The sequence below is a fragment of the Turicibacter bilis genome (genome assembly GCF_024499055.1).
In the GTDB taxonomy this organism is placed as follows: domain Bacteria; phylum Bacillota_I; class Bacilli_A; order MOL361; family Turicibacteraceae; genus Turicibacter; species Turicibacter bilis.
Genome location: NZ_CP071249.1, coordinates 1,186,335 through 1,208,149 on the forward strand (window position 1 = coordinate 1,186,335; position 21,815 = coordinate 1,208,149).

Consider the following 21,815-nt stretch of genomic DNA (forward strand, 5'->3'; position numbering starts at 1 on the left):
CCCTTCTTACTTACCGCGTAAACGTGGATCTAACGCATCACGAAGTCCATTTGCAAATAAGTTGATTGCTAACATTAAATACACCATAAAGAATGCTGGTACAAATAATAAGTAAGGATAGAACGTCATTTTACTTGTTCCATCACTTAATAATACCCCTAGTGATGACATTGGAATTGGTAACCCTAAACCAATGAATGATAACATCGCTTCTGTTGCGATGGCAGCTGGAATTGAGAATGTCGCCATTACGACTAATTGTCCAATAATGTTTGGGAATAAATGTTTGAAAATAATGCGAGTGCTACTTGCTCCAAGTGTTGTTGAAGCCATAACAAACTCTTGATCTTTTAATTTTAAATATTGTGCACGTACGACACGGGCAACTGAAATCCATCCTGTTAAACTCATCGCCATCAGAAGAATAATAAATGACCCAGTAACGTTAGATAGTTTAACATGCAAGATATTTTGAATTCCCGAAAGTACTGCATCTTTAGAAGCAATAAAGATAATCAGGATAACCGTTGTTGGAATAGATCCTAAAATTTCTGTAATACGCATCATGACGTTATCAATAGCTGTCCCTCCGTAGAATCCAGCAATTGATCCGTATAAAATACCAATTGTAAAGTCAACGATTAATGATAAAAGACCGATTAATAATGATACTTGAACCCCTGTCCATAAACGTGTCCATACATCGAATCCTAATTCATCTGTTCCGAAGTAGAAATATAAATGTTCAACATTTTTTAACACATATGCATTAACATTTACTTTAATCATTTGAATCCCTTGTGTGTCAAACTCTGTTGATTTTAATTCAAATGACTCTAAGTTACTATAGGTTGAATATTGACTCATTAAGTCTGTTACTGGTACTGTTTCAGTTGATGATGCTCCACGTAATTGAATCGTGATCATCATGCCCTCACCTTTACCAGACCACTCAATGATATCGTAATCATTTGGATGATACTTAATTCCTAAAGCTTCAACGAATTCAGTTTTTGTTAAAGCTGAATTTAACGCACTTACCTCTTCTGGTAATGAATTTCCGACAAATAAATCAAATGCTGTCATTTTTTTAATACTTGTTCCATTGAAAATACCTAATTTTTCAAGTCCCGGAACGCGTGGTGGTAAATAACTTAAGCGTGATTTTTCAATTTTTGTTCCTGTATCTGGATCAATTAAAACTGGTGTTTGATTATATTTAACCACTTCACCACTTGAATGTTTTGGACCAATGACTGGCGCTAAGAATGAACAAACGACTAAAATTAAAATGGCATACATTGAAATAAGTGCCGCTTTATTTTGACGTAAACGACGCCAAGCATCTTGCCAGAAATTCAAACTTTCTGTTTTAATTTCATCAGATTGACCTTGATGTTTTGTAGCTAATTCAAATTTTGTTGGATCATATTTTTTTGAAATCATTATTTTCCACCTCCGGCTAAACGAATACGAGGATCGATGACACCGTATAATAAGTCAATAATTAAAATAACAATAACATATAAGAAGGCATAGAAGAAAGCAATTCCTAACGTTAAGAAGTGATCATTCATTGTGACAGAGTTTAATAATAAGTTACTTAATCCTGGCACCCCAAAGAATTTTTCAATAACTAAACTTCCGGTCATAATTGAAACAACCATCGGTCCAACAACTGTAATAACTGGAATTAAGGCATTACGAAGTGCATGATGCACAATAACTTGTGCTTTTGTTAATCCTTTTGCACGAGCTAATAAAATATAATCTGTATTTAATACTTCAATTAATTCTGAACGCATGTAACGCACTAATGATGCAATTACTGGAACTGAAAGTGAAATAGCTGGTAAAATTAATGATTTAAATTCATCCCACATCGTTACGCCACGCATTTCATCAGCTGGTTGATAAATAACTGGTAACCATCCTAATTTTGTACAAATAAAATATTGTAATAAGGCGGCTAATACGAATGATGGAATCGAAACTCCGAATACTGATATAATCGTAATCAGATGATCTGCCCACGAGTTTCGTTTCATCGCAGCGATAGCTCCTAATGTAATCCCGATTATTATCCCAATCACAAGAGCTAATGCTCCCGGTTTAATTGTATAAGGGATACGGGTTAAAACTAAATCCGTAACCTCTTGGTTTTGTAATTTAAATGATGTTCCAAAATCCCCTTGGAATACACCTTTCATATACCTTGCATACTGTACAGGAATCGGATCATTCATCCCATACTTTTCCTCTAAAATAGCAATTTGAGCTTCCGTCTTTTTCTCACCATCAAATGGGCTTCCTGGTAATAACTGAAGCAATAAAAAGTTAACCGTTAAAACTAAAAATAACGTAACCGCCATGTAGCCAAGACGCTTTAAAATGTACTTAAACATCATTAACCTCCCCTTCCGGATTTTCTTTCTCTTTAATTCATGTTTTCTCGTTGTATTGAATAAAAGATAGATTTAAAAAATTAATAATTAAATTGTCATTTTTTAAATCTATTTTTTAGACAATTCTAAGATGTGTGATTTTTTATGATTAGGTTTTATTTAAATGCCATAGTCCTTATTAAAACCTCAATATTCATGACCATAGATAGGTCACTTCTTTCATAAAAAATTTATACTCATCTAAAATATAATTTATGGTAAACAAGCATAAGACCAAGGTAGCCTTATGCTTGTAAAACCTCTTTTTTAGTTTTCTTTAATGTCTACCCATTTGTAGAAGTAGTCAGGTCCAACTGCTTGTGGCCAGTAGTTAATTAAGTTTAATGAACGTAAGCTTACAGTTCCTTTTTGATATAAAGGAATTAAAGCTTGGTCTTGACCTAATAAAATTTCTTCAGCGTTGATTAATGCTTCCCAACGTGCTTCATAATCAGTTGCTAAATCTCCAGATTTTGAATCATTAATTAATTGATCGTAATCAGCATTTGAGTATCCTAAGTTGTTATGTCCTCCACCTGTAACGAACATATCTAAGAATGTCATTGGATCAGCATAGTCTGGTGACCATCCTGAGAATGCTAATTCATAGTTTCCAGCAGATACACGAGCTAATTTTTCTGGGAATGGAACTGGTTGAACAGTTACAGTTAAACCAAACTCACTGAATGCTTCGTTTAAGTCATTCTGGATTGCAGATCCCATCTTGATGGCTGTATCTCCAGTTTGGATTAATAATTCTAGATCAATCGCACCAGTTACACCAGTTTCAGCTACTGCTTCTTGCCATAATTTTTTAGCTTCTTCTACATTATATGTATTAAATCCTGGATAAGTTGAACGGAAATCTTTTCCTTCAAACTTAGTTCCTTCAGGTCCATATACGAAATCTTTTGGTACTAAGTAATCAGCGACTGTTGAACCATTAGCTAATACCTCATCTGTGATGAATGATTTATCAATTGCCATATTGATGGCTTTACGAGCTTTAGCATTTGATAATAATTTCATCTCTGGAGTCATTGCTCCGTTACCTTGGTTAATTTCTAAGTAGAATACCCCGGCATCACCTTCTGCAACCGCATCTGGACGTGATCCGTAAGTTGCTACGTTTTGTCCACTTAATCCAGCTGTCATTACTGTTCCATCTGTATATAAGCTAACTTGAGTATTATTATCGACATCTTCAATAACTGTGAAGTCAACTCCTGATAATGCTACATTTTCAGCATCCCAGTATAATTCATTTTTTGTTAAATAGAAGCTTTTTGAAATCTTCCACTCAGTAAATAAGAATGGACCATTATATAAGAATGTATCAACACTTGTTCCAAATTTATCTTCTGTTACTTCATTAACGAATGCTTCATTAACTGGATAGAATGCAGGGAATGCCATTAATGATAAGAAGTATGGCGTTGGTGTTGCTAATTTTACTTCAAAAGTATAATCGTCAATTGCTTTGAATCCTAATTGATCAATTAATGTTTGCATGTTTGTATTTGCTTCTTCAACTGATGCAAATCCTAATGCTTTAATTGCTTCTTCAGCAGATGCAACAGATGCCTCTAAATCTGCTTTTGCTTCTTCATATTGCTCTTGTGCTGTACCAGTTTCACCATCTTCGTAATCTTCAACTTTTAAAGCAGCTAACTCTTTTGAACTTGTGTTATAAGTAACTAAGTTAGATGCTAGTCCTAATGCATCACTTGCCCCAACAACACCAGCTGTTTCTAACATAAAGTTATATTCAGCACCACTTTGAGGATCAATTAATTTTGTCCAAGAATAAACAAAGTCATGAGCTGTTACTGGTGCAACTTCTGTTCCATCAGCTTTTACCCATTTAGCGTCTTGATTTAAATGGAATGTATATGTTAATCCATCTTCTGAAATATCCCAAGATTCTGCAACACCTGGTTTAATTTCCCCATTTTCTCCAAATAAAACTAAACCTTCTAAGATGTTTCCTAACATTAAGAATGATACGCTGTCTGTTGCTTGCCAAGGTAATAATGATTTAATGTTAGATGTTTGTAATAATTTTAATACTTTATTCGAGTTTGTCTCACTAACACTCGAAGATTGTTGACTTTCTCCACTTGGTTGATTGCCAGCATCATTTGATGAACATGCGACAAGACCAAATGCACAGAAAGCAGCAGCAAAAATGCTTACTAATTTCTTATTCATTATAATGTCCCCCTTATAAAACACTTTCCATAATTGGAATTTTTTGTATCATTTTATGATACTTGTTACTATTTTATATCCCAGTTTATAGTTTGTAAATCCTAAATTTGGGTTGAAAGCGTTATTTTTGTAAAATTATTTTTTTTTCGTTATAAAACGACCAAAAATATCTATAATAAGAGGTTTATCTTATATTAAATAAAAATATTTATTATAAAACTAGTTATTTTTTCATAGCTAAAATTTATTTCCAATGATAATTCTGGTATAATTAGTAAAAAAACCCTAGGTGGTGGCAAAATGTTACAAAAATATCATATCTTTTTAAAATCAACATTATGGATGACAAGCTTATCTTGTTTCTTTCTCCTTTGGCAGGGATTCTCAACTATAAATCTCATCAATACTCTATTTCTAGTCTCACTTTTTTTCTTCTGTGTGTATGGCTTCAAATGGATTATCGATCAAGGAACTTTTTATACCTTTGAATATTCATGGCAAAAAACAAAACGCTATGTTCTATTTTTCTTGCCTAAATACTGGTCAATCAAAGATACAAAAGATAGAAATAACGATTATGATGAAGAAACAGGCGAAAAAATTTATCATACATTCGAAGAATTTTATGAATATAAACAAAGTCAAAAATGGGACGACATCAATCAGCTTTTATGGTCAACGATCATCATTCTTGCCTTTACCTTCATTCTATCATTCCTATATATCTAACAAAAAAGTTCTGAACCTAATCGGTCAGAACTTTTTTCATCTCTTATCTTATAGTATTTAACTTTTTGTTTTAAATCACCGTGACTTATACAAATAACCCTTTATTTAATTTTCTCAAATTGTCCCATGTAAAGTTGATAATAATCACCTTTTTGTGCAATTAGCTCAGCATGAGTTCCTTTTTCAGCAATCTCACCATTTTTAAGTAATAAAATTTGATTAGCATTTACAATCGTTGATAAACGGTGAGCAATAATAAAGCTCGTTCGATCTTTTAACAACACTTGAATTGCATCTTGGATTAATTTCTCCGTCTCAATATCAATCGATGCTGTTGCTTCATCTAAAATTAAAATAGCTGGGTTAGCAATTAAAGCACGAGCAAACGAAATTAATTGTTTTTGCCCCGTTGATAAGCCCGAACCACCTTCTCCAATCACTGTCTCATAGCCATCAGGATAGTGGGTAATAAATTCATGGGCATTCACTAGCTTCGCAGCTTCTATAATTTCTTCATCGGTTGCATCTAGTTTTCCATAACGAATATTCTCTTTAATAGTTCCACTGAATAATTGCGGTGTTTGTAAAACATAACCTAGATGAGAATGGAGCCACTCTTGTGTACGCTCACGATAATCCACACCATCAATTAAAATTTGTCCACTTGTTGGCTCATAAAAACGACAAATTAAATTCACAATGGTACTTTTCCCTGAACCTGTTGGTCCAACAATGGCAATACTATTTCCCGCTTCAATTTTCAAGTTCATGTGTTCCATGACTTTTTCGCCTGTCTTATAATGGAAGCCCACATCGATTAATTCAATATCTCCTTTAATCGGTTCCCAATTCTCTTTTTTCAAATTTCCAATTTGACCATACTTTTCAATAACATCTGGTCGATCAATAATATCAGATTCTGTATTAATTAATGAGATGACCCGTTCAGCTGATGCTTGTGCATCTTGGAAACGTGTTAATAAATTCGCAATCGTGCGAATTGGATCATAAAATAGCGTCGCATATGAAAGGAAAACAACTAAGTCTCCATAAGATAAATCGCCATTAAACACATCCATTCCACCAACATTAATAATTAAAGCAACACCAACACTTCCTAAGGCAACAATGATTGGATAATAAATGGCATTAATAACAGACGCACGTACTGATCCATCACGCATCTCTCTTGTTAAATGACTGAATTCTTCTAAATTATCTTCTTCTGTCACCAACGTTTTTGTCGTGACCGCCCCTGTAATCCCTTCATTGAAAGCTCCTGTAATTTTAGAGTTCATTTTTCGTACGCAACGATATTGCTTTAAAATGCGCGTCTGGAAATAATAGCTTACGACCGCAAGGATGGGTAAAACCGCGATGGTAATTAAGGCAAGCTTCCAGTTCATCATGAACATTGAAATCGTCACAAAGAACATGACCATACTTCCCCAAATCGCATCAGTTAACCCCCATGATAAAATACCACCAATCCGATTCGTATCAGATGTTAAACGCGATAATAGCCATCCAACCGATGACGTATCATAAAAAGAGAATGATAATTCCTGTAATTTTTTAAATCCGTCTTTTCGAATTTGATAACTAATACTTAGTTGTAATCGATCGGAAAGTAAGATAAATGTCCAAACGATAAATCCGAATAAGGCGATAAAGGCTAAATAAATGCCTGCAAACAGTGGGAGTTGTTCAAGGTTTCCTGTTAAAACATATTTATCAATGACTATCCCATTTAACTTCGGATAAATCGTATCTAAAATGGCTAATGTAATGACAGAGACAAAAAGTAAAATAACATCACGTCTCTCACCCTTCATATAAGATAAAACTTGCTTCCATGTTGCAAGGTCGGCTTTGGTGTATTCTACTTCATCAAATTCTTTTGCCATCTTTACACCTCACTTCCTTGGTTAACTAAACTTAAAACTTCAGCCTCTTTTTCATTTTGAATTTCCCAGAATGTCTGGTAAAGACCTCCTTGATGAATCAGTTCATCATGTGTTCCTTGTTGAATGATACGACCCTTATCTAGCACGAGAATTTGATCAGCATCTTTTACCGTACTGACACGGTGAGCAATAATAAAAGTTGTCACATCTTTTGAGCGTTCTTTTAATGCTTTTCGAATCACAATATCTGTTTCAGTATCGACAGCACTTAATGAGTCATCAAAGATTAAAATTGGACATTCATTAATAAGCGCTCGGGCAATTCCAACACGTTGCTTTTGTCCACCGGATAATGTTACACCACGCTCACCGACAATCGTATCATAACCTTCTTGAAACTCCTCAATGACATGATGGACCGATGCTAACTGAGCGACACTATGAATCTCTTCATCAACCGCATCTTTTTTAGCAATCGCAATATTTTGTTTAATCGTTTTCGAGTATAAAAATAATTCTTGAAGCACAGCTCCAATATGACGGCGTAGCCACTTTTTATCAATGTGTTTTAGTTCCACGCCATCAATTTTAATCGATCCATCTGTATAGTCATAAAGACGCATCAATAAATTCATTAACGTTGTTTTTCCTGAACCCGTACGACCAATAATGGCAATCGTTTGGCCACATTTCACTTTAAACGTAATATCTTTTAAAATGCGATCATGATCTTCATACTCAAACCCAACATGGTTAAATTCAATGGTTCCCTTAATGTCAGGTTTTTGTAAACCTTCTTCAAATTCAATCGGCTCACTTAATACTTCATTAATACGCTTGGCTGAAATCGTCGTTTTCCCTAAATCAGTTAAAATACGACCTAATTGGCGAACAGGCCAAATAATCATCGATTCATAAGAAATGAACGCTTGTAATGTCCCTAGTGTGATTTCCCCGTTTATCGATAAATATGCTCCGTAAATTACGGTAATTGCAATTTGAAATAAGCTTAAAAAATCAGAGCTTGACCAGAAGAGTGCGTTTAACTTGGTCATCACATAACTTTTTGCACGGTAATCAGAATTACGTTTTTCAAATTGTTCAATTTCAAACTCTTGATTACAGTAGGCACGTACCACACGAACTCCAGTTAAATTTTCTTGAATCATTGTAGACATCCGAGCCTCTGATTCATCTGCCTCTTGAAATGAGTTTTTAACTTTTTTAAAGAAAATAAAACAAAATGTAAATAAGATAGGTGTCACACACACACTAACTAAGGCAAACTTAACATTTAACGTTAACATAAACGTAAAAATAATCACAAAGATTAAAATTGAATACCCCATCTCAACTAATTGAGACGATAAGAATAAACGAATCGTATCAATATCTGATGTACAACGTTGAATTAAATCCCCAGTTTCGGCACGTTTATGATACATAAACGATAACTGTTGAATATGATTGTACATTTTATCTTTTAAACTTTTCGCTAAATCTTCTGATGCCTCTGCTGACCATCTGGCCTTTAAGAAGTTAAATAAAGCATTAATAATCGTAAATAGAATAATTAAAAATCCACACATTAACAATTGACCTTGGAACGTTGAAACTGATAAAACAATTTTTGAAATAATTGTTTGTTCCCCCTCAGTCGTTTGTTTAATGACCATATCAATCGCGGTTTGGTTAACTAATGGAATTAAGGTTGAGAAAATAATCCCACACGCTGTCGCTACTAATGCGCCCAATACTTTTAAACGTTGCCCTTCAAGCCAACGATAAATACTCTTTAATTCACTCACTTCATTCACCTGACTTTCCTTTGTTGCTAAAAAATATTCCCATTCTTACACCACTAATCTTAATAAAAAAATTAATCTTGTTTTGGCATAAGATTACATGTTCTCACAACTCCCCCTGAAGCGACACTTCAAAGTTTATTTTTATGAAATAGCCACCCCGTTAAATTTAAATTGATTTTGATGAGCTAAAACAACCATCATGCTCGCCCCCTTTCATAAAAATTTATCATCAATTACTCATTATACACGTATTTACATTTTTTGGAATATATAACACCTAAATATTTTATAAAATTCGAATAATGCTTCATTCCCTTCTAAAGTCATAAAAAAAGTTGTCTCATCGACAACCTAACTTTAGTTAAAAATGATATTAACCATCTCCCAAATCATAAAAATAATCACAAAACAAACTAGAATTAATTTAAATAGATAATAAATAGCTATAGCACGCTGTTAATAATTCTATCTTTATCTCCTCTTCAGTTTGTTCAATTTTATAATATAAATTTGTTTTGCTATCTTTTACAACAATCTTCATATGTTCTTTTTCATTCTTATCACATTCTGATAATGAAATAATTCCTTCATCTCTTAATGCTTCAATCAAAAAATATATCCAACTAAAAAAGTCTGAATCATACTCCTTATATTATTCAGACTTCTTCTACAGCTTATTGTGTTTCGATTTCTTTTAAAAGATTCTCATAATCTTCATCTGCATTCTCTGATTCTTCTATGATCTCCTCAATTTCTACGACACTTACTTGTTGAAGTTCAACAAGATTGCTAACTTTTTGAACAAGATACCCCATCACCCCTAAGCAAAGTGTATAAAAAGCATATGGCGTTACATTTGAAAGATAGTAATTAATCACATCTGTTAAATTTTCAGAGACAACAAATCCTTGCTCAACGATTGAAGCGATATAATCATAGCACGTATACACATTATATAAAGCTATTCCACCCATAAGAACAGCTAGAACATAGACTCCAATCGTAACTTTTGAAACACTTTTAAATTTATTTTTCTTCATAACAGCCTCCTATTTCACTTAACTATTTTACTATTTCCCAACAATTAGATAGGACTAGATAAATTATTTATCCAACCTACTGAATGTTTTCTCTTTCCCAAGTTCATCTTATGAAAAACCATGTTAATCTCATCTTAACACCTTTACCTTAAAATTATCTTAAATACTAATACACTATTAAGTTATTTTACATTCATCCTCTCTGTATTTGTTTGTTCCTCACATATAAAAAGCTCATAGAGCTTAAGTCTCTATGAGCCATGATTCATTAATTTTTTTCATATGATAAGACGATATTACCATCAACAGCATCAACAATAACCGTTGTATCCATTTCGATTTCTCCTGCAATTAATGCACGTGCAAGTTTTGTTTCGATTGTACGTTGAATGAATCGTTTTAATGGACGCGCTCCATATACTGAGTCAAATCCCGCTTCAGCTACATAAGCATGAGCTGCATCGGTTAAGCGAACCGTAATACGTTGCTCTGCCAAACGCGCATTTAATCCAGCAATAAATTTATCGACAATTTGATAAATAATAGATTCTGATAATGGATTAAACGTAATAATTTCATCAATACGGTTTAATAACTCTGGTTTGAAATAATCACGTAAAACTTCTAACACTTGTTCCTGAGCTTCTTCAAAGTTAGGATTTTCAAGTAAGATATGTGATCCAATATTTGACGTCATAATGATGATGGTATTTTTAAAGTCTACTGTACGACCTTGTGAATCTGTAATACGTCCATCATCTAAAATTTGTAATAAAATATTGAATACGTCTGGATGAGCTTTTTCAATTTCATCTAATAAGACGATTGAGTATGGTTTACGACGGATGGCTTCTGTTAACTGTCCACCTTCTTCATATCCCACATAACCTGGAGGCGCTCCAACTAAACGAGAGACCGCATGTTTCTCCATATACTCACTCATATCAATACGAACAATATGTTCTTCACTATCAAATAAGAATTCCGCTAATGCTTTAGCAATTTCGGTTTTACCAACCCCTGTTGGCCCTAAGAATAAGAATGAACCGATTGGACGATGTGGATCTTTAATTCCAGCACGTGCACGAATAATGGCATCACCGACTAAATCAATGGCATCATCTTGTCCCATGACACGACGTTTTAATTCTTCTTTTAAATTTAATAATTTTTCACGTTCACCTTGAACGAGTTTCGCAATTGGAATCCCGGTCCAACGTGAAATAATTTCAGCAATTTCTTCTTCTGTGACATTTTCACGAAGTAATCGATTTTCTTTCCCTGCTTCATCGTGTTGCATCGCTTCAACTTCAGCAATTTGTTTTTCTAAGCTTGGGATTTTTCCATATTGTAATTCGGCTGCTTTTTCATATTCGCCACGTGCTTGGGCATCTTCTAATGCACGACGTGCCCCTTCTAATTCTTTTTTAAGATCCGCCACACCATGAATCGCTTGTTTTTCTTTTTCCCACTGTAATTTTAAAACATTTAATTCATCTTTTAAGTTCGCTAATTCTTTTTGTAACGCCTCTAGACGTTGTTTACTATTCTCATCTTTTTCTTTTTTAAGAGCTGCCTCTTCAATTTCAAGTTGAGTCACACGACGACTAATGCGATCCACCTCTTCTGGTAACGAGTCAATTTCAGTACGAATCGTTGCACACGCTTCATCAATTAAATCGATGGCTTTATCTGGTAAGAAACGATCCGTAATATATCGATCTGATAACGTCGCAGCTGCTACAATCGCACGGTCTGAAATGCTAACACGATGGTGTACTTCAAAGCGATCTTTTAATCCACGTAAGATTGAAACGGTATCTTCGACTGTTGGTTCATTCACTTGAACTTTTTGGAAACGTCGTTCTAAGGCAGGATCTTTTTCAATATATTCACGATATTCTTTCAATGTTGTAGCACCAATGCAGTGTAATTCACCACGAGCTAATAATGGTTTTAATAAGTTCCCTGCATCCATTGCACCATCTGTACGTCCTGCTCCAACAATGGTATGAATTTCGTCAATGAATAAAATAATACGTCCATCACTATTTTTAACTTCATTCAATACCGCTTTTAAACGCTCTTCAAACTCACCACGATATTTAGCACCAGCAACTAAAGCGGCTAAGTCTAATTCAAAAATCACTTTATCTTTTAAACTTTCAGGCACATCTTGTCGAACAATACGCCAAGCTAACCCTTCAACGATAGCAGTTTTACCAACCCCAGGCTCACCAATTAACACCGGGTTATTTTTTGTTTTACGAGATAAAATACGAATCGCACGACGAATCTCTTCATCGCGACCAATAACCGGATCAATTTTTCCTGATTTTACATCTTCTACTAAGTCACGTCCGTATTTTTCTAAGACTTCATAAGTTGCTTCTGGGTTTTGTGTCATCACGCGTGAATTCCCCCTTATCTGTGAAATAATTTCTTTTAAGTGCTTTTCATTAATCTGATGTTTTTTTATTAATTGCTTCATTTGATAATCTTTTGATTCGAGCATCGCAAGCAAGACGTGCTCCACTGATAAATAATCATCTTTCCAAGCTCGAGCATAATCATCTGCTTTTAATAAAGCACGATTTAAATCTGCTGAAACGTATGGATCACCTGTTGCTCCAGTAACAGCTGGCTTTTTATCTAAAATTTGTTTTAATTCTTGTAATATCTCTTGAATCGGATAGCCTGCCTTTGTAAAAACACGAGCGGCTAATCCGTCATGGTCTTGTAATAAGGACATTAATAAATGCGGGGTATCAATCTCTTGGTGATTTAATGAAGTTGCAAGAGACTGTGCATTTACTAAGCCCTGTTGTAGCTTTTCAGTCATTTTATTAATATTCATGATTCTCACTCCATTTCTTCATCATCTATGATGATACTATCATTATACTCTTGTTTTAGCACTCAGTCAATAAGAGTGCTAATAATTCCAAAATGTAAGTGTTTATTATTTTGTAAATAGCCAAGACTAATCACGTTGCACAAATTTACCACATCTTGTATAAGTTCATTTAACTTGTTCGCTATCTGTGTTATCATATTTATCCGGAGGTGTTTTAATGGAAACAAAGAAACTAATCGTAACAGACTTAGATGGAACTGCATTACAAAATTGGGAAACACTTGACCCAAATACAAAAGAAGCTTTAATCGCTGCAAAAGAAGCAGGACATATCGTTGTGATTGCAACAGGCCGCCCAGCACGTGCATCGTTACACTTCTACAAAGAGTTAGGTCTTGATACACCTATTATTAACTTTAATGGAGCTTATATACATCATCCAGAAGACGAAACCTTTGAGGATATTGTGGCTCAAATCCCAACAGAGGTTGTTTTAACTTTATTCGATTCAGAATTAAAAGATTATATCGTCAATGCCTTTTGTGAATACAAAGATCACTTATATGTCTTACATCAAGGGGATACTATTCGTGATTGGTTCCATATTGAAACATGTACATCAGTGAAATACGGACCATTTAAAGAAACATTAGACGAACATCCAAACGGATTCTTATTAGAAGCTAAAGAGGGATACCCAGAAAAAGTCATGAATTTCTTACGTGAAAACTACGGTGACATCGTGACATGCCGCAAATGGGATGGCGATAATGTCAACATTATCGAAGTATTTAAATCAAATACAAATAAAGCAACAGCCATCGAAAAATTAGCTAAATACTTTAACATTGAACAAAAAGATATTATCGCCTTCGGTGACGGAGATAATGATATCGAAATGTTAACATATGCTGGAGTCGGTGTCGCCATGGATAATGCCATCGATAAACTAAAAGCAGTAGCGAACACCACAACAAAATCAAACAAAGAAAGCGGCGTTGCTCACTACATCCACGAATACATCTTAACACCTAAAAAATAAATAATGAAAAAGGTCATGAGCTTTAACTAGCTTATGACCTTTTAATTTGGGACTGTTAAATTTTTAACAAAGCGTCTCATTGTACGTCTATTTTTTATAATAATCACTTGTTTTTCTACTCCAAACTGATCTAATTTCTTCAGAACCCATGGACGTTTTACACGTTTATAGTAGAAAGCTTTTTTAACCCTTTTAAAATTAAAATGCAGTATGGCATCTAAAATATTTTTCCATAACGGAAAATCTACAAAGACAACTCCATTGGCCTCATCCCCCATTAAAGTTAGTGCCCGATTATAGGTTGTTCTAACTACCCATTCATTATTATTTAATAGAGCCTCTATTGCTTGCTCACGATTGTCATGCTCAATAATTTCATCGCCATTTATTATTTCTAATCCTGTCTTTTGATGCATCCAATTAGTTAATCGGTACATTTTTGTCGAATTTTCCCCTAAAACAATCCACCTTTTCATTCATAAATCCCCCTTTTGTTCATCTTAACACTTTTCCGCCACAATATATGTTGAAATATTGTACAATATTCTAAAAATTTCAAAAAGACTTAATTTACCTCATTTATATTCAAATAAAAAGGAAATTATACAAAAAACTCATGGTTTAACCCATGAGTTTTTTTGTATATTTAATAATTATTTAACAACGATATTAACTAATTTTCCTGGAACAGCAATTGTTTTTACAATTTCTTTTCCAGCAACGAAGTTTTGAACATTTTCATGTGCCATCGCTGTTTCTAACATGTCTTCTTTTGAAATATTAGCAGCTACCTCGATACGAGCACGTAACTTACCGTTAACTTGGGCAATGATTGTAATGATATCCGATACTAATTTTGCTTCATCATATGTTGGCCATGCTTCATACGAAACAGTTCCCTCATGTCCTAAGACTGACCAGATTTCTTCTGTCATATGAGGAGCAATTGGATTTAATAATTTAACGAATCCTTCTGCATATTCACGTGGAATGCTTGTTGCTTTATATGATTCATTGATGAAGATCATCATTTTCTATCAATCTTAAACTTATTTATCTCTCATTTATTTTTTCTTCTAAAAAATAAATTCTTCTCGATATATACTATCTCTTAAGTAACCTATCCTTTTAATCTTAATTTTCGATATAATTTAGTTTAAATTTTATCTCATTAGATATACCCGCACCCTTTATGACAAACAAAAATATATTATCCTGTAATGAATTTTAACTGAGGTGATAGGGATGTATTATTATTCATCCAATTATGAATATCCATATAGACAAAATGCTACAACTACTACACAAGCAAAAATGCCATCATTGATGACAAGTTTAGGAGAAGTTGAGTTAGAAGGTTACTATGACTTATTTGTTTATGAAACGTTATTTTCTGTTATCGGAGCAACTTTAAAAATTCAAATGAGTACAGGAAGTATTGAAGGAAAACTCATTGGCACTAAACCTGATCATGTAATTTTGGAAAGTAACGGAAATACATTTTTTATACGTATCAAAGAGATTGTTTGGATTATGCCTGTTAAATAATTTCTAACGCTTATTTATTTCAATAAACAAAAAACCCTCTAATCAGTGGTGGGATTAGAGGGCTTTTAATAGTTATTCTAATTATTTAACAACGATGTTAACTAATTTTCCTGGAACAGCAATTGTTTTTACAATTTCTTTTCCAGCAACGAAGTTTTGAACATTTTCATGTGCCATCGCTGTTTCTAACATGTCTTCTTTTGAAATATTAGCAGCTACCTCGATACGAGCACGTAACTTACCGTTAACTTGGGCAATGATTGTAATGGTATCCGATACTAATTTTGCTTCATCATATGTTGGCCATGCTTCATATGAAACAGTTCCTTCATGTCCAAGCACCGACCAGATTTCTTCTGTCATATGCGGAGCGATTGGATTTAATAATTTAACAAATCCTTCTGCATATTCACGTGGAATGCTTGTTGCTTTATATGATTCATTGATGAAGATCATCATTTGAGCGATCGCAGTATTGAAGCTTAATTTTTCATAATCCTCAGTTACTTTCTTCACTGTTTCATGATAAACTTTATCTAATTTTCCATCGTTTTCAGCGACTACTTTTTCAGCTAATGTGTGCTCTGGAGTCACGAATAAACGCCACACACGATCTAAGAAACGACGGCTTCCATCTAATCCTTCAGTTGACCAAGCGATAGCTGCATCAAGTGGTCCCATGAACATTTCGTATAAACGTAATGTATCTGCTCCATGAGATTCAACGATATCATCTGGATTTACAACGTTTCCTTTAGATTTTGACATTTTCTCATTGTTTTCACCTAAGATCATTCCTTGGTTGAATAAACGTTGGAATGGTTCTTTTGTTTCAACAATTCCTAAATCGAATAATACCTTATGCCAGAAGCGAGCGTATAATAAGTGTAATACAGCATGCTCTGCTCCACCGATGTATAAATCAACTGGTAACCATTCTTTTAATAATTGTTTGGCTTCTTCTGTATTTAATCCAACATAGTCTTCACCTTGTTTTAAGATATAGCCAATGTAGTACCAGCAGCTTCCAGCCCATTGTGGCATTGTATTTGTTTCACGACGACCTTTTACTCCATCTTCACGTACAACTTCTAACCATTCTTTTGCATTAGCAAGTGGAGATTCACCTGTTCCAGATGGTTTGATGTTATCCATCACTGGTAATTCAAGTGGTAATTGATCGGCTTCTAAAACAGACATTGTTCCATCTTCCCACATAATCACTGGGAATGGTTCTCCCCAATAACGTTGACGAGAGAATAACCAGTCACGTAGTTTATAGTTAACTTTACGAGATCCAGCACCGTTTGCTTCTAACCATTCAATAACAGCAGCTTTAGCATCTGCATTGTTCATTCCATTAATGAAGTCTGATTCGATGTGAGCATCATCTCCAGTGAAGGCACCTTCTGTGATATCCCCTTCAATGACTTGCTTAATTGTTAAGTCATATTTCTTAGCGAATTCGTAGTCACGCTCATCGTGTGCAGGCACTGCCATAACAGCTCCTGTTCCGTAGCTTGCTAAAACATAATCTCCGATCCAAACTGGAACTTGAGCTCCTGTAATTGGATGAATTGCGTAAGCTCCTGTTGCCACACCTGATTTTTCTTTATTTAATTCTGTACGCTCTAAATCAGATTTTGCTTTTGCAGCTTCTTGATAAGCAACAACCGCTTCTTTACATTCAGGCGTTGTAATTTCATTTACTAATGGATGTTCTGGTGCTAAAACAACGTATGTTACACCGAATACCGTATCAGGACGTGTTGTAAACACATCAAATGAATGTTCTGTTCCATTAACTTTAAAGTTAATTAACGCTCCTTCACTCTTACCGATCCAGTTACGTTGCATATCTTTAATGCTTTCTGTCCAGTCTAACCCTTCTAAATCTTCAAGTAATCGTTCAGCATAATGTGTAATTTTAAGCACCCATTGTTTCATTGGTTTCTTGATTACAGGATGTTCCCCACGTTCAGAGACCATTTTCCCATCAACATTTAAAACTTCCTCATTTGCTAAAACTGTTCCTAACCCTTCACACCAGTTAACTTCAATATCTTTAATTTCAGCTAATCCCATGTTATATAATTGGGTGAAAATCCATTGTGTCCATTTATAATATTTTGGATCGGTTGTATTTAACTCTTTATCCCAATCATATGAGAATCCTAATGATTGAATTTGTTTACGGAATGTATTAATGTTAATATCCGTAAATTCACGAGGGTCATTTCCTGTATTTAATGCATATTGCTCAGCTGGTAAACCGAATGCATCCCATCCCATTGGATGTAAGACACGGTACCCTTGCATACGTTTCATACGAGAAACAATATCAGTTGCTGTATATCCTTCTGGATGACCGACGTGAAGTCCCGCTCCAGATGGATAAGGGAACATATCTAATGCATAATACTTAGGTTTTGACTTATCTTCAGACGTTTTGAATGTCTTATTTTCTAGCCAATAATTTTGCCACTTTTGTTCAATCTGTTTGTGATCAAATGCCATAATTCTACCTCCGGGCCCCCGGCCTGCGAAGCAGGTATCCTCCACTGCTGGGGTAATCTTAAATTTGTAGGTGAGTCTACTATTCATTAAGAAAATTTAAATACTGCTTTCTTTTCTTAAATGATGAAGTAAACACTTCACTAAAATAAAACCAAATATTATGAATAATTTGTGACGAATCGATATAAATTATTCATTAATACAAAATAATGGATTAAATTCCATAAACCTATATCTTATTCTTTTTAATAAAGATGGGGTAAGAAAAATCTTTTATCCCTCACTCAAAAAGTTAAAGAGAACACCCTCTTCCCATCAAAGGAGGGAAAGCTAAGAGTCCAACTACTTCGCTATACATATAGTTGAATTAATCCACTAAAGCAGATCGTTGAACTAACAAAAAAAGTCCTTAGAATATTTCTATTCTAAGGACGTAAATTACGCGGTACCACCTTAGTTGCAAGAGTCTAAAAAAAGTAGTCTCTTACCTCTCTCATCTTTTAACGCAAGAATACGGCAATCATTACTTAAATTTCACAATTGCAACTCCGAGGTGAGTTCATAAGTGTTCTATACGAATTTACACCAACCATTCGCTCTCTACAATAGTCCCAACTTACTACTAGTCCTCTTCACGGTTCATATAAGTTTATTCTAGAAAAATTATATCAAACCTTTCACAAAAAACAAGATTTTTTATAAAAAAACGTCATAAAACAATATCTCGTGCCACTAATTCACATCTATGATAAAATAAAAGACGATAAACAAACAACATACCACAATCCTCATCATTTTAAAGGACTATCTTAAATGATTCATTCGTGATTGATTTGATAAAAAGAATATACTAAAAACAGGAGGAATAGATAGATGAACAATCCGTTTCCATACAGCTATGCTGATAAACGATACCATACATTAAACTATCATTTACGTGAAAAATATAACCAAAAAATCTTCAAAGTCATGATTAATGCTGGATTTACTTGCCCAAATATTGATGGAACGGTTAAATACGGTGGATGTACGTTCTGTAGTACCAAAGGTAGTGGTGACTTTGCTGGAAATCCAGAAGACAACTTAAAAACTCAATTTAATCAAGTCAAAGAGATGATGCATCAAAAATGGCCTGAAGCAGGATACATCGCCTATTTCCAAGCTTTCTCAAATACACATGCACCACTTGAAGTCTTAAAACGTAAATACGAAGCTGTGCTAGAATGTGATCCTAATATCGTCGCTCTTTCAATTGGGACACGTCCTGACTGTTTACCAGATGATGTCGTCGACTACTTAGGTGAATTAAACAAAGAAGTCGATTTATGGGTAGAACTTGGGCTTCAATCAATGCATGATAAAACAGGAAAACTTATTAACCGCGGACATGATTATCAAACATTAGTCGAAGGAGTTAACAAACTTCGCGCGAAAAATATCGACGTTATCATTCATATCATTAATGGATTACCAGGTGAAACACATGAAATGATGTTAGAAACGGCGAAAGCTGTAGCAGGACTTGATGTCCAAGGGATCAAAATTCATTTACTTCACGTCATTGAAGGAACACCAATGCACAAAATGTTAGACAAAGGGATGTTAACACTCATGGAGAAAGATGAGTATATCGACTTAGTGGTTGATCAATTAGAAATCTTACCCCCTGAAATGGTTATCCATCGTTTAACAGGTGATGCCGTTCGTGAAGAATTAGTTGGACCGATGTGGAGTTTAAAAAAATGGGAAGTTTTAAATGCAATTGATGATCGCTTAAAAGAGCGTAACACGTACCAAGGGCGACTTTATCAAAAACCGGAGGAAAACTAAGATGGCACAAACATTAGAACGCGTTCTTCCCTTTTCAAAAAATTTATTAGAAAAAGCTTTAAAACCAGGTGATGTTGCGATTGATGGAACAGCTGGTAATGGTTATGATACGTTATTTTTAGCAGAACTTGTTGGTGAGTCAGGCCATGTTTATAGCTTTGATGTCCAAGAAGAAGCCATTCAAAGCACGCAAACTAAGTTAAAAGAAGCTGATATTAACCATGTAACTTTAATTCATGATGGACATCAACATGTCCTAAACTATGTGCAGCAACCAATTAGCGCGGCGATTTTTAATCTAGGTTACCTTCCTGGTAGTGATCAAAGTATTACGACTCATGGTGAAACGACATGGAAAGCTGTCACTGACATTTTAAGCTTATTAAAGAAAAATGGAATTATTATTTTAGTTGTGTATCATGGACATGAGGAAGGAAAAGTGGAACGCCACTATCTAGAGCAGTGTTTTGAAACACTAGATACTAAAACAACTCAAGTCTTAACGTACCAATTCATTAACCGACCAACGGCTCCATTCATTGTCGCCATCGAAAAACTACATTAAAAAAGCTACTTTAATAGTAGCTTTTTTTGTTCCTTAATTTGTAATGATAAAAGAAATAAAACTTCAGAAAATACCACTACCCATATACCTATACATTCATGATTACTTTACAAACTTTCTCGTATGATGGAATAAAAAGCGGGCACGAAAACCGAGTTTTTTAATGATTTGTTTTTGAACGATACGAAGTTGAGGATTTTTCTTCACACCTTCTGCTAAGTATAATGCGAAGAGTCCATCATTAATCGTTTGATGAAATCCTTTCTCCGGTAAGAGCCTTATCTGCTGTTGGGCCTCGTAGTAAACGTCAAGAATCCGATAAATTCCCTCTTCAAAGTTATGATAATAAGAAAAGAAATTAAGTTCTCCTTCTTCGATATCTTCCTCTAAATCAATTAGATAATCAAGCATAATATGAAGTTCTTGCACCGCTGGAAACATTGCTTGAAAAATACACTCAGGTTGGATTTGATAACGGTCTTGATTCATCGCATAAGCCACCATCGTAAAAATTCCAAGTGTTGAACCACAGGCTGCACCAAACTCAAACCAAGTTAAATCACCTGCTAATCGTTTTTGCTGACTTCTTAATTGAATTAATCGAACTTCCCGCTCTGATACTTTTAAATGCTTATAAACTTGTAAATCTACATACAATCCAGCTAAGCGACCAAGCCAAGAAGCATAAAGCGAATAGTGAGGAATCTTTTTTAATGATTCTTGGCACAAGCGGACAAGCATATTCAAATAGCCTCCATCGAGTTGCTGTGTTTGATACTGATAATAATTTGGAGCATGAGGAGTTAGTTTAAAGACATCTAATAACGACTGATGTAAACGACGAAAATTCGTTTCATTAATAACATTTGTTTGATCGACTAAATTATCTAAATAGTCACACATCGTCTGATAAGCCGTCATAAATTTTAAATAATCGGCTTGATACTCTTCACTTACTAAGGCTGCATAAAAAGATGCTCCATAGCAATGAAAAGCTTTTTTTGAAAGACTCGCTAACGCTTCTTTCTTTAATTTCGGATCGGTAATTTGTTGCGCATGTTGTTCATATAAACTTAAAAATGATTTCGTCTTAGGTTGATACGATTTATAAAAAGCTTTCATTAAGGCTGGATAGAACATGTTTTCACCTCTCAATCGATACCTCTATAGTGTAGACCAAGGTTCCAGCGTTCAATCATCATTTGACTGAAATGTCATTCATTCTTACAGAAACCTCTTCTTTTCGACAGACGTAACCGATTACAACCTTTCCCTATTCCCCTTAGTTTTCTACTTTTTTACAAATGTAGATGTTAT

General features: G+C 34.4%; 17 protein-coding genes and 1 other annotated feature. Of the genes, 5 read left to right on the plus strand and 12 right to left on the minus strand.

The genetic code is table 11. The annotated features are described in order from the left end of the window. Positions 1 to 6 precede the first annotated feature (6 nt). From J0J69_RS05845 to J0J69_RS05855, 3 genes are all read right to left on the minus strand, one after another. Positions 7 to 1,446 carry an ABC transporter permease gene (locus J0J69_RS05845; RefSeq protein ID WP_212725772.1) on the minus strand — a complete coding sequence of 480 codons (1,440 nt, stop codon included), beginning with the start codon at positions 1,444 to 1,446 and terminating at the stop codon, positions 7 to 9. Next, positions 1,446 to 2,405, minus strand: a complete 960-nt coding sequence (locus tag J0J69_RS05850) for an ABC transporter permease (protein ID WP_212725773.1) — start codon at positions 2,403 to 2,405, stop codon at positions 1,446 to 1,448. The genes J0J69_RS05845 and J0J69_RS05850 overlap by 1 nt, the downstream gene beginning before the upstream one ends. 306 nt (positions 2,406 to 2,711) lie before the next feature. Continuing rightward, complete coding sequence (locus J0J69_RS05855) at positions 2,712 to 4,655, minus strand: peptide ABC transporter substrate-binding protein (RefSeq protein ID WP_212725774.1); 1,944 nt, start codon at positions 4,653 to 4,655, stop codon at positions 2,712 to 2,714. A 300-nt stretch (positions 4,656 to 4,955) separates the two neighbouring features. Between J0J69_RS05855 and J0J69_RS05860 the strand changes: the two genes are divergently transcribed. After that, positions 4,956 to 5,384: a DUF3899 domain-containing protein gene (locus J0J69_RS05860; protein ID WP_055242322.1), complete on the plus strand. Its 429-nt coding sequence runs from the start codon at positions 4,956 to 4,958 to the stop codon at positions 5,382 to 5,384. Between the two features lie 101 nt (positions 5,385 to 5,485). Here the strand turns inward: J0J69_RS05860 and J0J69_RS05865 are convergent, their stop codons facing one another. The 5 genes from J0J69_RS05865 to clpB form a co-directional block, all read right to left on the minus strand. Continuing rightward, positions 5,486 to 7,291, minus strand: a complete 1,806-nt coding sequence (locus J0J69_RS05865) for an ABC transporter ATP-binding protein (protein WP_212725775.1) — start codon at positions 7,289 to 7,291, stop codon at positions 5,486 to 5,488. 2 nt (positions 7,292 to 7,293) lie between these two features. Next, positions 7,294 to 9,099, minus strand: coding sequence for an ABC transporter ATP-binding protein (locus J0J69_RS05870; protein ID WP_212725776.1), 1,806 nt, complete (start codon positions 9,097 to 9,099; stop codon positions 7,294 to 7,296). A gap of 424 nt (positions 9,100 to 9,523) precedes the next feature. Next, entirely contained in the window at positions 9,524 to 9,709 is a 186-nt protein-coding gene (locus tag J0J69_RS05875; RefSeq protein WP_212725777.1) for a hypothetical protein, read from the minus strand. Positions 9,710 to 9,773: 64 nt separating this feature from the next. Continuing rightward, on the minus strand, positions 9,774 to 10,139 hold the full coding sequence (locus J0J69_RS05880; RefSeq protein WP_212725778.1) for a hypothetical protein: 366 nt from the start codon (positions 10,137 to 10,139) through the stop codon (positions 9,774 to 9,776). Positions 10,140 to 10,407: 268 nt separating this feature from the next. Further along, a complete protein-coding gene (gene clpB / locus J0J69_RS05885; RefSeq protein ID WP_212725779.1) occupies positions 10,408 to 12,996 on the minus strand; it encodes an ATP-dependent chaperone ClpB in 2,589 nt (862 codons plus the stop codon). Between the two features lie 217 nt (positions 12,997 to 13,213). Between clpB and J0J69_RS05890 the strand changes: the two genes are divergently transcribed. Beyond that, positions 13,214 to 14,038, plus strand: coding sequence for a Cof-type HAD-IIB family hydrolase (locus tag J0J69_RS05890; RefSeq protein WP_212725780.1), 825 nt, complete (start codon positions 13,214 to 13,216; stop codon positions 14,036 to 14,038). 41 nt (positions 14,039 to 14,079) lie between these two features. Here the strand turns inward: J0J69_RS05890 and J0J69_RS05895 are convergent, their stop codons facing one another. Together J0J69_RS05895 and J0J69_RS05900 are read right to left on the minus strand one after the other, a co-directional pair. Next, positions 14,080 to 14,514 (minus strand): P-loop NTPase family protein, encoded by a 435-nt coding sequence (locus tag J0J69_RS05895; RefSeq protein WP_212724683.1) that lies wholly within the window; start codon positions 14,512 to 14,514, stop codon positions 14,080 to 14,082. A 177-nt stretch (positions 14,515 to 14,691) separates the two neighbouring features. After that, on the minus strand, positions 14,692 to 15,069 hold the full coding sequence (locus J0J69_RS05900; RefSeq protein ID WP_237252541.1) for a class I tRNA ligase family protein: 378 nt from the start codon (positions 15,067 to 15,069) through the stop codon (positions 14,692 to 14,694). Between the two features lie 214 nt (positions 15,070 to 15,283). On the opposite strand from J0J69_RS05900, the gene J0J69_RS05905 reads away from it, so the two are divergent. After that, complete coding sequence (locus J0J69_RS05905; protein WP_212725781.1) at positions 15,284 to 15,586, plus strand: YuzF family protein; 303 nt, start codon at positions 15,284 to 15,286, stop codon at positions 15,584 to 15,586. 81 nt (positions 15,587 to 15,667) lie between these two features. On the opposite strand, the gene leuS is transcribed toward J0J69_RS05905, so the two are convergent. Continuing rightward, positions 15,668 to 18,103, minus strand: coding sequence for a leucine--tRNA ligase (leuS, locus tag J0J69_RS05910; protein ID WP_055306029.1), 2,436 nt, complete (start codon positions 18,101 to 18,103; stop codon positions 15,668 to 15,670). Positions 18,104 to 18,527: 424 nt separating this feature from the next. Next, positions 18,528 to 18,748 (minus strand) — a binding site (T-box leader). Between the two features lie 228 nt (positions 18,749 to 18,976). Between leuS and mnmL the strand changes: the two genes are divergently transcribed. Continuing rightward, positions 18,977 to 19,933: a tRNA modification radical SAM protein MnmL/YtqA gene (gene mnmL / locus J0J69_RS05915; protein ID WP_055242341.1), complete on the plus strand. Its 957-nt coding sequence runs from the start codon at positions 18,977 to 18,979 to the stop codon at positions 19,931 to 19,933. Between the two features lies 1 nt (position 19,934). Further along, a complete protein-coding gene (gene mnmM / locus J0J69_RS05920; protein ID WP_212725782.1) occupies positions 19,935 to 20,498 on the plus strand; it encodes a tRNA 5-(aminomethyl)-2-thiouridylate-methyltransferase MnmM in 564 nt (187 codons plus the stop codon). A 102-nt stretch (positions 20,499 to 20,600) separates the two neighbouring features. Here mnmM and J0J69_RS05925 read toward each other — a convergent pair whose 3' ends face one another. Next, on the minus strand, positions 20,601 to 21,638 hold the full coding sequence (locus tag J0J69_RS05925; protein WP_212724678.1) for a DUF2600 family protein: 1,038 nt from the start codon (positions 21,636 to 21,638) through the stop codon (positions 20,601 to 20,603). Between the last annotated feature and the right edge of the window lie 177 nt (positions 21,639 to 21,815).

Coding starts and splice junctions, on each gene's coding strand:
- J0J69_RS05845 (WP_212725772.1), bottom strand. CDS start 1,446: ATGATTTCAAAAAAATATGATCCAACAAAATTTGAATTAGCTACAAAA.
- J0J69_RS05850 (WP_212725773.1), bottom strand. CDS start 2,405: ATGTTTAAGTACATTTTAAAGCGTCTTGGCTACATGGCGGTTACGTTA.
- J0J69_RS05855 (WP_212725774.1), bottom strand. CDS start 4,655: ATGAATAAGAAATTAGTAAGCATTTTTGCTGCTGCTTTCTGTGCATTT.
- J0J69_RS05860 (WP_055242322.1), top strand. CDS start 4,956: ATGTTACAAAAATATCATATCTTTTTAAAATCAACATTATGGATGACA.
- J0J69_RS05865 (WP_212725775.1), bottom strand. CDS start 7,291: ATGGCAAAAGAATTTGATGAAGTAGAATACACCAAAGCCGACCTTGCA.
- J0J69_RS05880 (WP_212725778.1), bottom strand. CDS start 10,139: ATGAAGAAAAATAAATTTAAAAGTGTTTCAAAAGTTACGATTGGAGTC.
- clpB (WP_212725779.1), bottom strand. CDS start 12,996: ATGAATATTAATAAAATGACTGAAAAGCTACAACAGGGCTTAGTAAAT.
- J0J69_RS05890 (WP_212725780.1), top strand. CDS start 13,214: ATGGAAACAAAGAAACTAATCGTAACAGACTTAGATGGAACTGCATTA.
- J0J69_RS05895 (WP_212724683.1), bottom strand. CDS start 14,514: ATGAAAAGGTGGATTGTTTTAGGGGAAAATTCGACAAAAATGTACCGA.
- J0J69_RS05900 (WP_237252541.1), bottom strand. CDS start 15,069: ATGATGATCTTCATCAATGAATCATATAAAGCAACAAGCATTCCACGT.
- J0J69_RS05905 (WP_212725781.1), top strand. CDS start 15,284: ATGTATTATTATTCATCCAATTATGAATATCCATATAGACAAAATGCT.
- leuS (WP_055306029.1), bottom strand. CDS start 18,103: ATGGCATTTGATCACAAACAGATTGAACAAAAGTGGCAAAATTATTGG.
- mnmL (WP_055242341.1), top strand. CDS start 18,977: ATGAACAATCCGTTTCCATACAGCTATGCTGATAAACGATACCATACA.
- mnmM (WP_212725782.1), top strand. CDS start 19,935: ATGGCACAAACATTAGAACGCGTTCTTCCCTTTTCAAAAAATTTATTA.
- J0J69_RS05925 (WP_212724678.1), bottom strand. CDS start 21,638: ATGTTCTATCCAGCCTTAATGAAAGCTTTTTATAAATCGTATCAACCT.